Below are 12,895 nucleotides of genomic sequence, written 5' to 3' on the forward strand. Positions count from 1 at the left end.
ATGACCGCCTTCACCGCATTGCTGAACCCGATCTCGGGGTCCGCTGGCACCAGCGTGGAACGGTGGGAGCCGGTCGCCGCGGCCTTGCGGGCGGGTGGTGCCGACGTCGCGATGGAGCCGACACGCAGCGCCGATCAGGCCAGGGAGCGTGCCGAGCAGTTGTCCCTGGAGGGACGCACCGTGGTGGCGGTCGGCGGGGACGGGCTGGTCCGTGACGTCGCCGGCGGGGTGGTGGCCGGCGACGGTGTGCTCGGCATCGTGCCGGCCGGACGCGGCAATGATCTTGCGCTCGGCCTCGGACTCCCCCACGCGCCGGTGGCGCTCGCGCGGGTGCTGCTCGACGGGCACATCCGGGCGATCGACGTGCTCGATGCCGATGGCGTGATCGTGCCGGGCAATGTGTACGCGGGCATCGACGCCCTGTCGACCCGCATCATCAATCGTCATCGTCGCGTGCCGGCGCTGCTGCTGTACCGGCTCGCGCCCGTGCTGGCAGCCCTGCGCTGGCGGCCGGCCTCCTTCGAGCTGACACTCGACGGCGTGACGACCACGGAGCACCTGATGATGGTGGTCGCCGGCAACTCAGGGCGCTATGGGCACGGCCTGCACATCGTTCCGAGCGCGACCCTGGACGACGGCCTGATCCATCTGCTGACCGTCGATGGCAGCGCCTCGCTGCTGCGCCTCGCATCGTTCATGAAGGAGGCGAAGCACGGCGCACACGTCGACCGGCCCGAGGTCACGGTGCGGACCGCCCGAGAGGTGCTGATCCGGGCGGAGCGCGATGTGCCCTTCGGTGCCGATGGCGACGAGCTCGCCGACCGCGAGGTGACCCTGCGCTGCCGCCCCGGCGCCCTGCGCATCCTCACCCCCTGACCCGGCCGTCGTCTCTCAACCTCGCTCGTCGGGCACGCTCACATGGACGATCTCACCATTGGCCGGCAGCTCCCCGTCGAAGGTGAGAGGCACGGCCTTCGCACGATCGATATCGCGGCTGTCGATAGCCTGGACGTGGACATGGGGTTCGGTGCTGTTGCCGGAGTTTCCGCAGCGGCCGAGCACATCGCCGGACCGCACCCGTTGGCCGACCGACACCTCGCTGCTGCCCTGTTGCAGATGACACAGCGCGACAACGATGCCGCGACCCTCGATCAAGACATGATTCCCGGCGAGTGCCGCCCAGCCCGCGGACGCCCGCCGCCGCTGGGTCAGGGCGTAACGGATCGACGGCAGTCCGCGATAGGCCGGGTGGTCAGGCTCGCTGTCGTGCATGGCCACCACGATGCCGTCGATGGGCGCCAAGATCGGTCGCCCAAACCCGGGAAACCTGTCGGTGGGCTCCGGCCTCACGAGGGAGCCGAACGTGATCGGTGCGGTTCGGTCGGCGTCCGTCACCGGCACGAAATCGATGGCATAGGCCGTGGCGAAGAGATGGGTGCCGTGGCTGGGAAACCGGTTCGCCGGGCTGTTCTGGACGAGCCAACGCCCGGTGAAGGGGTAGGCCAGATCGACGGACTCGGACACGCGACCCGCTAGTCGCCCTGGCGCGCCAGCTGACGCAGCGCGACCCAGAAGGCGATCCCCACCACCGTCAATCCGAAGACCGGCACGGACAACATGGCGGCACCATAGGCGAGATAGGCCCATATACCGATCACGATGACACCCACGCCCGTGATGCCGAAGGTCGCGTAGGTCAGCTGACGTGGAGTGAAGCGCGCGTCGATCCATCGATCGAAGGCGATGGGCCGGCCCTTTTGGCGGCGGATCTCCGAGAAGAGGGAGAACACCACCAGCACGAACATCCCCCCGAGGAGCCACCACCGGAATGTGTCATCGGCGAGCGTCACCTGAGTCGTCGCCTGTCCGAGCAGCGCGAGCATCATCGAGATCTGCGGCCCACGAGCTGACCGGCCCCGCAAGAACTGCCACCTCTCCCAGACGCCGATCGGTGCCACCACGGCGACCAGGAGACCCAGCGAGATATCGAGCAGCCGGTCGCCTAAGACCGCCGAAAGGATGCCAGCGAAACCCAACCACACCCAGAAGACCAACACGAACCAGGACACCCAGCGAGGCGGACGACGTGCTGCCATTTCGCCAGCCTAAGGTTCACGCGCTCCGGGCGCAGTCTGACGCAGTGCGACCCAGCCCAGCCGATCCAGCGGTAGCTGGTCAACGTCATCGAGCCACGATGACGTTGACCAGCTACCTCCACCTCGAGGGAAAGGTTGATGACGCACCGCCACCAGCTGAGCCGGGCCTAGAACCTTCCGCTGCTCTTGCGGGCGCGCCGGGACAGCGAGTCGATCGTGACGGCGAGCAGCAGCACCGCGCCGGTGACGATGTAGCGGATCTCCGCCGCGACCCCGACGAGGTTGAGCCCGCTGGTGATCGACTGCAGCACCAACATGCCGAGCAGCGCCGCGAACATCGAGCCGCGGCCGCCGAACAGGCTCACTCCCCCGATCACCGCGGCCGCGATCGCCATCAGATTGGTGTCGGTGCCGCCGCTGGACTGGGCGACCGACTGCAACCGCCCAGCCGCCAGTACCCCGCCGAAGGCCGCGAAGAAGGAGCAGAGCGCGAAGACGCTCACGTAGACCTTGCCCACGCCGATGCCCGCGCGCCGGGCCGCCTCCTCATTGCCGCCCACCGCGTACACATGGCGTCCCCAGGTGCTGCGCCGCAGCACCTGGTCCATGAACACGATGATTCCCACCCACAGCAACGGCAGGTAGCCGATCCCGCGATCGATGTTGAGGTAGTACGCGAGACCTGCCAGCGCGATGACGATCAACGCCGCTCGCACCGTCACCGACACCATCGACGGAGCCGACAGCTCGGCCGCCCGCCGCCGCCGGATCGTCGCCATCCGGACGAGTAGGTATACGGCCCCCGCGACGACGGCGAGCACATAGGAGGCCCAGGCGGGCAGGAACCAGAAGTTCGCGAAGTCGATGATCCACGAGTCACCCGGCAGATTGACCGTGCCATTCGAGCCGAGCACCCACAGCTGGACTCCGAGGAACGCCAGCAGGCCCGCCAGCGAGATCACGAAGCTCGGCACACCGAAGCGCGTGTAGAGCAACCCGTAGAGCACGCCGATCGCTATGCCGCAGGCGAGCGCCGCCAGCACGGCGGTCAGCAGCGGCCACCCCTGGTACACCAGCAACACGGCCAGCACCGACCCGCCGACACCGCTCACCGACCCCACCGAGAGGTCGATCTCGCCGAGCAGCAGGACGAGCACGATGCCCACCGAGATCATGCCGATGGTGGCCGAGTCCAGGCTCAGCTCGACCAGATTGCGCGACGACAGGAAACGCGGATTCTGCGCGTAGAACACGGCCCAGATCGCGACGAGTCCGACGATCACCGGCACCATGCCGAGATCGCCCGAGCGCATCCGCCGGATGAAGCCGCCCAGGAGCGCGCGCGGCGACGAGTCCTCGACGAGTCGTTCATCGGAACGGTCGGCCAGGCCGGCGGGAGGGGTGGTGGTCGGCGCGGTCATAGCTGGTGCTCCTTCGCGGCACGCTGCGAGACGACATTGTCCGAGGCCCCGGTGATCGAGGCGACGAGCTCCTCCGTGGTCACCGCGTCGATCGCGAACTCGGCGGCATTGCGCCCCAGCCGCAGGACGTAGATGCGGTCGGCGACGGCCTGCACGTCCGCCATGTTGTGGCTGATGAGGATCACCCCGAGTCCGTTCTCACGCAGTCGCTCCACGAGGTTCAGCACCTCGGCGGTCTGCGCGACGCCGAGAGCGGCCGTCGGCTCGTCGAGCATGATGACCTTGGGCTCGCCGACGAGGCTGCGCGCGATCGCGACGGTCTGCCGCTGACCGCCCGAGAGTGAGGCGATCGGGATGCGCACCGACGGGATCTTGGCGCTCAGTTGACGCAACAGGCGCCAACTGCTCGCCTCCATCTCGACCTCGTCCAGCACGCCGCCGCTCGTCTTCTCCTGTCCCAGGAACAGGTTGGCGACCACATCGAGGTTGTCGGCGAGCGCCAGATCCTGGAAGACCGTGGCGATCCCCAGGTCCTTGGCCTGCTTCGGTCCGTTGACCGTCACCGTGCGGCCGACGAAGACGATCTCGCCCTCGTCGGGTTGATAGACGCCCGACATGATCTTGACGAGCGTCGACTTGCCGGCGCCGTTGTCGCCCACGAGGGCGACCACCTCTCCCGGTCGCACCTCCAGGTCGACCCCCGAGAGCGCTTGGACGGCACCGAACCGTTTGCCGATGCCCGACAGCGCGAGCACGGGAGCTGTCGTGGTCGTCATCGAGTGTCCTCCTCGATCGTCGCGGTGGGTGGGCGGGAGCCGAGCAGCTCCCGCCCACGGATCACTGGAGTCCGGCGGACTGGCACGCGTCGGCGTACTCGGTCGTGCAGATGTCGTCGACGGAGTAGAACTTGTCCTTGACGACGGTGTCCTTGACGTTGTCCTTCGTCACCGAGATCGGCTCGAGGATGTAGGAGGGCACGCCCTCGAAGTCCGTCGTGTCGGAGGGCTTGTCACCATTGACGAGGTCGACGGCCAGCTGCGCCGCTTGATCGGCCTCGGTCTTGATCGGCTTGTAGACGGTCATGTACTGCTGTCCGGCGAGGATCCGCTGGATCGCGGCGAGCTCGGCGTCCTGTCCGGTGATCGGCGGGAAGTCCGTCACGCCCGCGGCCTTGAGCGCCGCGAAGACACCGCCGGCCTGGCCGTCATTGGCCGCATAGACACCCGCCAGCTGCGAGGGGTCGATGTTGTTCAGCTGGCTGCTGGTGAACTTCTGCGCGTTGTCCGGGCTCCAGTCGGGATTGTCGTACTCGGCGAGCACGTTGAGACCGCTCTTGTCGATGACGCTGTGTGCACCCTTCTTGAACTGGGCCGCGTTGGGATCGGTCGGGGAGCCGTTGAGCATGAGGATGTCACCGGTGTCGCCGGTGGCCTTGACGAGCGCCTCGCCCTGCATCTCGCCGACTCGTTCGTTGTCGAAGGAGATGTAGTAGTCGGCACCCTCGATGAAGCGATCGTAGGCGACGACCGGCACGTCTGAGGACTGAGCGGACTTCACGATGCCGGTGGCGGCCTTGCCGTCGACCGGATCGAGGACGAGCACGGAGGCGCCGTCGGTGATCGCCGACTCGGCCTGCTGCTGTTGCTTGGATGCATCCTGATCGGCGTTGAGGTAGTTGACCTTGCAGTCGCTGCAGAGCTCCTTGACCTTGGCCTCGAAGAGCGGCTTGTCGAAGGACTCGTAGCGAGTGGTCTTGGTCTCCGGCAGCAGCAGGGCGATGGTCTTGCCACCATCGCCGGAGTCGTCGGAGCTGTTGGCGCCACAGGCGGCCAGGCCGGCCACCGAGACGATGGCGACGAGGCCGTACACGGCGGTGCGGCGATAGCGGTTCACGGGATCCTCCACGAATGAGCACTGATGGGGATGTCGAGTGCGATCCAGATCACATCCGACGCACGCCAGTGTGCTCCGCTTCACCGTTTGTCGTCAAGAGTTGAAGATAAATATCATCTGAGACGCCTAATTCTCGTTTTTGTGTTCACTACTTGACGTCATTGAGTCGGGCCGTCACAGTAGCGGCATGACCGGCCGCCACACCACCGCCGCCCTGCGCGCACGAAACCGTCGTCTCGTGTTCGACACGGTGCGACGCGGGGGCGAGGTCAGTCAGGCGGAGATCGCCCGGCGGACCTCGCTGGCACCGGCGACCGTGTCCACCCTCGTGCGCGAGCTCGAACGCACGGGACTCGTCGATGTCGTGGCTGGCGCCGGCCGGCGCGGCGCGGTCGTCCGCATCGACCGATCCGCCGGGCTCGTCGGGGGTATCGACTTCGGCCACGAGCATGTGCGGGTGTGCCTCGCCGATCTCGGCGGCACCATCCTGTGCTCCGAGACCCAGGCCTTCGCCGATGACCACGACTACCGCGATGCCCTCAAAGTCGCCCACGAGCTCCTCGACCAGCTGCTCGACGCCCACGACCCGTCGTTGACGCTGCACGCGCTGGGCGTCGGCCTGCCCGCACCGATCAGCGATGACGGCATCATCAACTCCGGCTCGATCCTCCCGGGCTGGGTAGGAGTCCATGCCGCTGCCGCGGTGGAGGAGCGCTTCGGCGTGCCGGTGCGCGTCGACAACGATGCCAATCTCGGTGCCCTCGCGGAGTTCACGCACGGCGCGGGGGGCGAGGTGCGGACGATGGCCTACCTCAAGGTGTCCTCGGGCATCGGCGCCGGTCTCGTACTCGACGGCCAGGTCTTCCACGGCGGCCTCGGCACCGCCGGAGAGCTCGGCCACCTGACGATGGACGAGGACGGACCGCTGTGCCGGTGCGGCAGCCGCGGCTGCCTCGAGGCCTACGCCGGGGGCGCCTCGCTGGTCGAGCAGTTCAGCACCTTCGCGACCGATCTCACCGTCCACGAGTTCGTGTCACGAGCTCTCGACGGCGACCTCGGCGCGCGCCGCCTCATCGAGGACGCCGGCCGTCACCTCGGCCGGGCCGCCGCGACGCTCGCGCAGATCGTCGGCCCGGAGCTGATCGTCGTCGGCGGCGACCTGGCCGAGGCGGGTGAGCTGCTCCTCGATGGGTTGCGCGACGGCCTGCGGCGACACGCGCTCGAACCCATCGCTCAGCGCACGCACGTCGCCCGCGCCACGCTCGGCGACCAGTCGTGTGCGGCTGGAGCGGTCCTCGCCGCGCTCGACGCCCTCGACGTCTGACCGCGCCCCGGAGCCCGCTCGCCTCCCCGGTGGCGGTATCTCAGCAACGCTATCTCCCCGGTGGCGGTATCTCAGCAACGCTATCCGGCCTCGATGACGTTGCTGGACTACCGCCACCGGATGCGTCACGTTGACCAGCTACCGCTACCACCTGGTGGCGGTGTGGAGAACGACGAAGGCCCCCGGCGATGCCGGGGGCCTTCGTGGTGGAACGGGACTTCGTCAGAAGCCCATGCCGCCCATGTCACCCATGTCCGGGGCGCCACCGCCGGCCGGAACGGGCTCCGGCTTGTCGGCGACGACGGCCTCGGTGGTGAGGAACAGGGCCGCGATGCTGGCCGCGTTCTGCAGCGCCGAGCGCGTGACCTTGGCCGGGTCGAGGATGCCCTCGGTGATCATGTCGACGTACTCGCCGGTGGCCGCGTTGAGACCGTGACCGGCCGACAGGCCCGCCACCTTCTCCGCCACGACGCCACCTTCGAGGCCGGCGTTGATCGCGATCTGCTTCAGCGGAGCCGAGGCGGCCGAGCGCACGATCGCGGCACCGGTCGACTCGTCGCCCTCGAGCGACAGCTTCTCGAATGCTGCGGCCGTGGCCTGGACGAGCGCCACGCCGCCACCGGCGACGATGCCTTCCTCGACGGCCGCCTTCGCATTGCGAACGGCGTCCTCGATGCGGTGCTTGCGCTCCTTGAGCTCGACCTCGGTGGCCGCGCCGACCTTGATGACGGCCACGCCGCCGGCCAGCTTGGCGAGACGCTCCTGGAGCTTCTCACGGTCGTAGTCCGAGTCGCTGTTCTCGATCTCGGCCTTGATCTGGGCCACCCGGCCGTTGATCTGCTCCTGGTCGCCGCCACCCTCGACGATGGTGGTCTCGTCCTTGGTGGTGACGATCTTGCGAGCGGTGCCGAGCAGGCTCAGGTCGGCGTTCTCCAGCTTGAGGCCGACCTCCTCGCTGATGACCTCGCCACCGGTGAGGATGGCGATATCGGCGAGCATGGCCTTGCGGCGGTCGCCGAAGCCGGGGGCCTTGATGGCGACCGACTTGAACGTGCCGCGCATCTTGTTGACCACGAGGGTGGCCAGGGCCTCGCCCTCGACGTCCTCGGCGATGATGGCGAGCGGCTTGCCCGACTGCATGACCTTCTCCAGGACCGGAACCATGTCCTTCACGGAGCTGATCTTGCTGTTGACGATGAGGATGTAGGGATCCTCCAGCACCGTCTCCTGACGCTCAGGATCGGTGACGAAGTAGCCCGACAGGTGACCCTTGTCGAAGCGCATGCCCTCGGTGAGCTCGAGCTCGAGGCCGAAGGTGTTGCTCTCCTCGACGGTGATGACGCCTTCCTTGCCGACCTTGTCCATCGCCTCGGCGATGATCGTGCCGACAGTGGAATCAGCGGCGGAGATCGAGGCGGTCGAGGCGATCTGCTCGGTCGTCTCGATGTCCTTGGCCATCTCGTGCAACTGCTCGATGATGGCCTCGACGGCGGTCTCGATGCCCTTCTTGAGGCTCATCGGGTTGGCACCGGCGGCCACATTGCGCAGACCCTCGCGCACGAGCGCCTGGGCAAGCACGGTGGCCGTCGTGGTGCCGTCACCGGCGACATCGTCGGTCTTCTTGGCAACTTCCTTGACGAGCTCGGCGCCGATCTTCTCGTACGCGTCCTCGAGCTCGATCTCCTTGGCGATGGACACACCGTCGTTGGTGATCGTGGGGGCGCCCCACTTCTTCTCCAGCACGACGTTGCGGCCCTTGGGGCCAAGCGTCACCTTGACGGCGTCGGCGAGCTGGTTCATGCCCCGCTCGAGGCCGCGGCGCGCTTCCTCGTTGAATGCAATGGACTTGGCCATGGTGTGCGTATCTCCCACACAGGTTGATAGGGCAGACCGGGCGATGCCCGCGACGGACGACCGGCGTCGACGCCGAACCCTTCTCGACGCCACAACCGGCCTCATCGGACCGATCCATAACTAGCACTCTCACTATACGAGTGCTAATCAACGTGGCGCAACGCAGGTCAGCGAGAGTCGTGTTCGTGGTCCTGCGTGTCATCGACCGAACGGCGAGGACCGAAGATGAGGACGATGGCCAATCCGACCACCGGGCCGATCAGCAGCCACCAGGGGCTGTCCAAGGCGAGGAATCCGACCGACCCGAGCAACAGCCCGACGATCGCGCCGATACCGATCCACTCGTCATCCATGCGGACAGCCTAGTGGCCTGTCGCCCCGACGTCCGGTGCGCCGGAGAATCAGACGGTCGGCGAGACGCCCTGGGCCTCACGGCCCTTGGGCCCGTCGATGACCTCGAACTCCACGGACTGGCCGTCGTCGAGGGTCTTGAATCCCTCGACGGCGATCTTCGACCAGTGGACGAACACGTCATCGTGTCCATCGACCTCGATGAAGCCGTATCCCTTCTCGGGATTGAACCACTTGACGGTGCCCTGCACCATGAGCTTCCCACCTTGCTGTAGCTCTGGGCCCCGTCTGGACCCCGTGCGATTCAGCGTAACGCCGTGCCCTCGCCACGCGCTATGCCCCATATGTTCGTTCTCGCTGGGCGGACACAGGCCCGTCGGCACGTGCTCGGCGATCGAGTAGTGAAGGCCGGCCACGGCCGACGCAATGGAGCCAGCACATCAGGGGCCTAGCCGTCACGGAGCGAGATCACCCCACCCGACGTGGTCTCGATACGGCTCGCGCGCTGAGCGCACTCCCCTACTCGACCACCGAGGGTTCAACAGCCTCCCGCTACAGCGGGGCTTCGCCCCTCATTTGCCCTACGTCAGCTCAACAGCCTCCGGCCACAGCGGGGATGATGGAGATCTGGGTGGTGTCGGGGGTGGGGGTGTCGAGGCCGTCCGCGAAGCGGACATCCTCCTCGGCGACGTACACATTGACGAAGCGACGCAGCTTGCCGTCCTCGTCGACGATGCGCGCCTTGATCCCCGGGTACGACGTCTCCAGCGACTCCAGCACCTCGGCGAGCGTGGCGCCGTCGGCGTTCACCTGGGACTCGTCACCGGTGTAGGTGCGCAGGATGGTGGGGATACGAACGGACACGGACATGCGGAACTCCTCGGATACAGGGTGTGCGGTCTCAGGCGATGCCAGCAGCGGCGAAGGCGTCGTAGGTCGGGGCGATCGTGGCCCGCGGGCCCACCGCATCGCTGACGGCATCGAGCGTCTTGAGCCCGTGACCGGTGTTGATGACGACGGTCTCGGCCTCCGGGTCCAACTGCCCCGTCTCCACGAGCTTCTTCAGCACCGCCACGGTGGTGCCACCGGCCGTCTCGGTGAAGATCCCCTCGGTGCGCGCGAGCAGCACGATCGCCTCACGGATCTGATCGTCGCTCACCTGCTCGACGCTGCCGCCGGTCTGCCGGGCGATGTCGAGCACGTAGATGCCGTCGGCCGGATTGCCGATGGCGAGCGACTTGGCGATCGTGTCGGGCTTGACCGGGCGGATCGCGTCCACCCCGTCGGCGAAGGCGGTCGCCACCGGCGAGCAGCCCTCCGCCTGCGCGCCGAAGATCTTGTAGGGCTTGTCCTCGACGAGACCGAGCTCGATCAGCTCGGTGAAGGCCTTGTGCACCTTGGTCAGCTGCGAGCCTGAGGCGACCGGGATCACGACCTGATCGGGGAGCCGCCAGCCGAGCTGCTCGGCGATCTCATAGCCCAGCGTCTTGGAGCCCTCGGCATAGAACGGCCGGACATTGACATTCACGAAGGCCCAACCCGGGTCCTCGCCGGCGATCTCGCTGGCGAGCTTGTTGACATCGTCGTAGGTGCCGTCGACCGCCACGAGATTCTCCGTGAACACCGCGGAGTTGACCTGCTTCGGGGTCTCCAGGTTGCTCGGGATGAACACGACGGTCGGGATGCCGGCCCGGGCGCCCGCGGCCGCGACAGCATTGGCGAGGTTGCCGGTCGACGGGCAGGCGAAGACGCGGCTGCCGAGCTCACGGGCGGCGCTCAGCGCGCAGGCCACGACCCGGTCCTTGAAGGAGTTGGTGGGATTGGTGCTGTCGTCCTTGACCCAGAGCTTCGTCAGCCCCAGCTCCCCGGCGAGATTGCGCGCATCGAGCAGCCGGGTGAAACCGGGCTCGAGATTGGGGCTGGACTCGATGTCCTCCGGCACCGGCAGCAACGCCTTGTATCGCCAGATATTGCTGGGCCCGGCCTCGATCTGCTCACGCGTCACCGTGCCGAACTCGTAACCGACCTCCAGCGGGCCGAAGCACTCGAAGCACGCGTAGTACGGACCCAGCTCCCGGGTCGTGCCGCATTCCCGGCACTTCAGACAGGTGGCGTTGCCGAACGCGCCGGCACGCAAGGTGGTGGATTCCAGGGTCAGGCTCACGAAGCACTCCTTCATCTCTCCTGGCCGGCTCTCGGCGAGGACGGACGTAGCACCTGGCCGCATGATCGGCTGGTTGCTGGGGCTTCGTCGGGCCGTATCCCTCTGCCCCTCTCGATGAGTTGTGAGCAGCCTAATGAGCGGGACCGGCGACACGAAACGCGAATCTCATATATAGAGACGAGCGCTCATATCGTGAGATCAGTCGATCGCGTCGGCCAATGCGGTGAGCCACTCGGCGACCCCGTCCGGACCGTCGAGGACGAGATCCGCACGCGGCACGAGAGCCTGCTGCTCGGTCGACGCCGAGACGGCCAGCAGACCGAAGAGACCCTCCGCACGCAGCGTGTCCACGGCATCGAAAGCCGGCAGATCGCCCAGATCGTCGCCGATATAGACCACGCTCGCGAACGAGCCTCCGGCAGCCAGGGCGGCGAGCGCTTCGCCCTTGTCGGTGCCCGGCGTGCGCAGCTCGATCACCTGACGTCCCGGCTCCACCACGAGCCCCAGCTCGGAGGCCAGCTCGGCGAGATCCGGGGCGAGATCGTCGAGGAGCCCCGGCGCCACCCCTCGGGTGTGCAGGGCGAGCGCCAGTCCCTTGTCCTCGATCCGCACAGCCTGCGCCGCGTGCGCGGCCAGCCATTCGGGCAGCCGACGCTCGAGTTCCACGATCGACTCCGGCCGCGGCGGACGGGTGATCTCATTCGTCGACGCATCCCAGCGCTCGGCTCCGTACTGGCCGCAGATCACCAGGTGCTCCAGACCCGATCCGTCCTCGAACCGCCCGAGCCGGCGCACCTGGTCCAGAGGTCGGCCCGTGATGATCGCCACCTGTCCGAGCAGCCGACCGAGCCGGCGCAAGGCCGTCAGCGACTGAGGATGGATGTCGGCTCTCGTCGGATCGTCGACGATCGGCGCCAGCGTGCCGTCGAAGTCGAGCCCGAGTAGGACCGAACCCGGTTCATCGGTCACTGCCGCGGGCAGATCCAGCCCCATCGTCCCCTCGCTTCGCTCGGTCATGCCGTCGCCTGCCAGAGAGCCACAACGATAGGCATGCACCGGCATGACAACCCCACTGCTCCCTCGCTTCGCTCGGTCATGCCGCCGCCTGCCAGAGAACCACAACGATAGGCATGCACCGGCATGACAACCCCACTGCTCCCTCGCTTCGCTCGGTCATGCCGAGAAGTATGCCGGGACGTCAGCGAGCCGAGCTCAGGACCACCGTCAGTCGATTGCTCGGCATGTCCGCGAGGTTCGGCATGAGCCTCCCGACACCGAGGTCGGCGGCGAGGAGCTGCGCCTGGTCGTACCCGCCGGCGGGGTAATAGATCGTGTCGGCGGGATAGCTGCCGCGGGCATTGCCCGACCCGACCACATTCCATCCCGCACCCGAGACCTGGCCCGTCGTACGAGCGGCAAGGCCGGTGACATTCGTCGCATTGAGCACCATGACGCCCAGGGTGCGGGCCGGCGGCGCCGGTTCGGGGTCCGGCTCGGGTTCGGGTTCTGGCTCTGGTTCCGGCTCGGGGTCCGGTTCCGGCTCGGCGTCCTCGGTCGGCTCCGGCTCGGGTTCAGGCGTGGGCTCCGACGCCGCCGCATCGGCGAGGTTCGGGGGCTGGACACGGTCGTCGTCCCCTCCGCCGCCCTGCAGCGCGAAGGCGACCAGCACGCCGGTGGCGACGGCCAGGGCCGTCATGGCGACGATGGACAGCAGCCGTGAACGCGCCGCATGGCGATGCTGAGGACCCGAGGGCGCGGGGGTTTCCGGTTCCGATTCGCTCATCGTGAGACC

At 67.5% G+C, this 12,895-nt stretch carries 14 protein-coding genes and 1 riboswitch; of the genes, 2 read left to right on the forward strand and 12 right to left on the reverse strand.

The features are described from left to right. Positions 1–876 (forward strand): diacylglycerol kinase family protein, encoded by an 876-nt coding sequence (locus tag JL108_RS02595; RefSeq protein WP_205196777.1) that lies wholly within the window; start codon positions 1–3, stop codon positions 874–876. Between the two features lie 15 nt (positions 877–891). Here JL108_RS02595 and JL108_RS02600 read toward each other — a convergent pair whose 3' ends face one another. From JL108_RS02600 to JL108_RS02620, 5 genes are all read right to left on the reverse strand, one after another. Continuing rightward, complete coding sequence (locus JL108_RS02600) at positions 892–1,524, reverse strand: M23 family metallopeptidase (protein ID WP_205196779.1); 633 nt, start codon at positions 1,522–1,524, stop codon at positions 892–894. An 8-nt stretch (positions 1,525–1,532) separates the two neighbouring features. Then, on the reverse strand, positions 1,533–2,096 hold the full coding sequence (locus JL108_RS02605; protein WP_205196781.1) for a hypothetical protein: 564 nt from the start codon (positions 2,094–2,096) through the stop codon (positions 1,533–1,535). A 167-nt stretch (positions 2,097–2,263) separates the two neighbouring features. After that, positions 2,264–3,517 carry a sugar ABC transporter permease gene (locus JL108_RS02610; protein WP_205196783.1) on the reverse strand — a complete coding sequence of 418 codons (1,254 nt, stop codon included), beginning with the start codon at positions 3,515–3,517 and terminating at the stop codon, positions 2,264–2,266. After that, positions 3,514–4,293 (reverse strand): ATP-binding cassette domain-containing protein, encoded by a 780-nt coding sequence (locus JL108_RS02615; protein ID WP_205196784.1) that lies wholly within the window; start codon positions 4,291–4,293, stop codon positions 3,514–3,516. The genes JL108_RS02610 and JL108_RS02615 overlap by 4 nt, the downstream gene beginning before the upstream one ends. Positions 4,294–4,354: 61 nt before the next feature. Further along, complete coding sequence (locus tag JL108_RS02620; protein WP_205196786.1) at positions 4,355–5,410, reverse strand: sugar ABC transporter substrate-binding protein; 1,056 nt, start codon at positions 5,408–5,410, stop codon at positions 4,355–4,357. 187 nt (positions 5,411–5,597) lie between these two features. On the opposite strand from JL108_RS02620, the gene JL108_RS02625 reads away from it, so the two are divergent. Continuing rightward, positions 5,598–6,734: an ROK family transcriptional regulator gene (locus tag JL108_RS02625; protein WP_205196788.1), complete on the forward strand. Its 1,137-nt coding sequence runs from the start codon at positions 5,598–5,600 to the stop codon at positions 6,732–6,734. A 222-nt stretch (positions 6,735–6,956) separates the two neighbouring features. Here the strand turns inward: JL108_RS02625 and groL are convergent, their stop codons facing one another. The 7 genes from groL to JL108_RS02660 form a co-directional block, all read right to left on the reverse strand. Next, positions 6,957–8,588 carry a chaperonin GroEL gene (groL, locus tag JL108_RS02630; protein ID WP_205196790.1) on the reverse strand — a complete coding sequence of 544 codons (1,632 nt, stop codon included), beginning with the start codon at positions 8,586–8,588 and terminating at the stop codon, positions 6,957–6,959. 167 nt (positions 8,589–8,755) lie between these two features. Next, positions 8,756–8,941 carry a hypothetical protein gene (locus JL108_RS02635; protein WP_143911191.1) on the reverse strand — a complete coding sequence of 62 codons (186 nt, stop codon included), beginning with the start codon at positions 8,939–8,941 and terminating at the stop codon, positions 8,756–8,758. A gap of 48 nt (positions 8,942–8,989) precedes the next feature. After that, complete coding sequence (locus tag JL108_RS02640; protein WP_143911190.1) at positions 8,990–9,193, reverse strand: cold-shock protein; 204 nt, start codon at positions 9,191–9,193, stop codon at positions 8,990–8,992. Between the two features lie 337 nt (positions 9,194–9,530). Then, entirely contained in the window at positions 9,531–9,809 is a 279-nt protein-coding gene (locus JL108_RS02645) for a ubiquitin-like small modifier protein 1 (protein WP_205196793.1), read from the reverse strand. A gap of 31 nt (positions 9,810–9,840) precedes the next feature. Further along, positions 9,841–11,103 (reverse strand): threonine synthase, encoded by a 1,263-nt coding sequence (thrC, locus tag JL108_RS02650; protein WP_307837162.1) that lies wholly within the window; start codon positions 11,101–11,103, stop codon positions 9,841–9,843. 8 nt (positions 11,104–11,111) lie between these two features. Next, positions 11,112–11,224: riboswitch (SAM riboswitch) on the reverse strand. 77 nt (positions 11,225–11,301) lie between these two features. Next, positions 11,302–12,120, reverse strand: coding sequence for a trehalose-phosphatase (gene otsB, locus JL108_RS02655; RefSeq protein ID WP_240190515.1), 819 nt, complete (start codon positions 12,118–12,120; stop codon positions 11,302–11,304). A 181-nt stretch (positions 12,121–12,301) separates the two neighbouring features. Further along, positions 12,302–12,886 carry a LytR C-terminal domain-containing protein gene (locus JL108_RS02660; protein WP_205196796.1) on the reverse strand — a complete coding sequence of 195 codons (585 nt, stop codon included), beginning with the start codon at positions 12,884–12,886 and terminating at the stop codon, positions 12,302–12,304. Positions 12,887–12,895: the final 9 nt, after the last annotated feature.

The sequence above is a fragment of the Aeromicrobium sp. YIM 150415 genome (assembly GCF_016918125.1).
Taxonomy (GTDB): domain Bacteria; phylum Actinomycetota; class Actinomycetes; order Propionibacteriales; family Nocardioidaceae; genus Aeromicrobium; species Aeromicrobium piscarium.

Bases quoted from the DNA above. Each gene is read 5' to 3' on its own strand.
- JL108_RS02595 (WP_205196777.1), top strand. From the start codon at position 1: ATGACCGCCTTCACCGCATTGCTGAACCCGATCTCGGGGTCCGCTGGC.
- JL108_RS02605 (WP_205196781.1), bottom strand. From the start codon at position 2,096: ATGGCAGCACGTCGTCCGCCTCGCTGGGTGTCCTGGTTCGTGTTGGTC.
- JL108_RS02610 (WP_205196783.1), bottom strand. From the start codon at position 3,517: ATGACCGCGCCGACCACCACCCCTCCCGCCGGCCTGGCCGACCGTTCC.
- JL108_RS02615 (WP_205196784.1), bottom strand. From the start codon at position 4,293: ATGACGACCACGACAGCTCCCGTGCTCGCGCTGTCGGGCATCGGCAAA.
- JL108_RS02625 (WP_205196788.1), top strand. From the start codon at position 5,598: ATGACCGGCCGCCACACCACCGCCGCCCTGCGCGCACGAAACCGTCGT.
- groL (WP_205196790.1), bottom strand. From the start codon at position 8,588: ATGGCCAAGTCCATTGCATTCAACGAGGAAGCGCGCCGCGGCCTCGAG.
- JL108_RS02635 (WP_143911191.1), bottom strand. From the start codon at position 8,941: ATGGATGACGAGTGGATCGGTATCGGCGCGATCGTCGGGCTGTTGCTC.
- JL108_RS02640 (WP_143911190.1), bottom strand. From the start codon at position 9,193: ATGGTGCAGGGCACCGTCAAGTGGTTCAATCCCGAGAAGGGATACGGC.
- JL108_RS02645 (WP_205196793.1), bottom strand. From the start codon at position 9,809: ATGTCCGTGTCCGTTCGTATCCCCACCATCCTGCGCACCTACACCGGT.
- otsB (WP_240190515.1), bottom strand. From the start codon at position 12,120: ATGACCGAGCGAAGCGAGGGGACGATGGGGCTGGATCTGCCCGCGGCA.
- JL108_RS02660 (WP_205196796.1), bottom strand. From the start codon at position 12,886: ATGAGCGAATCGGAACCGGAAACCCCCGCGCCCTCGGGTCCTCAGCAT.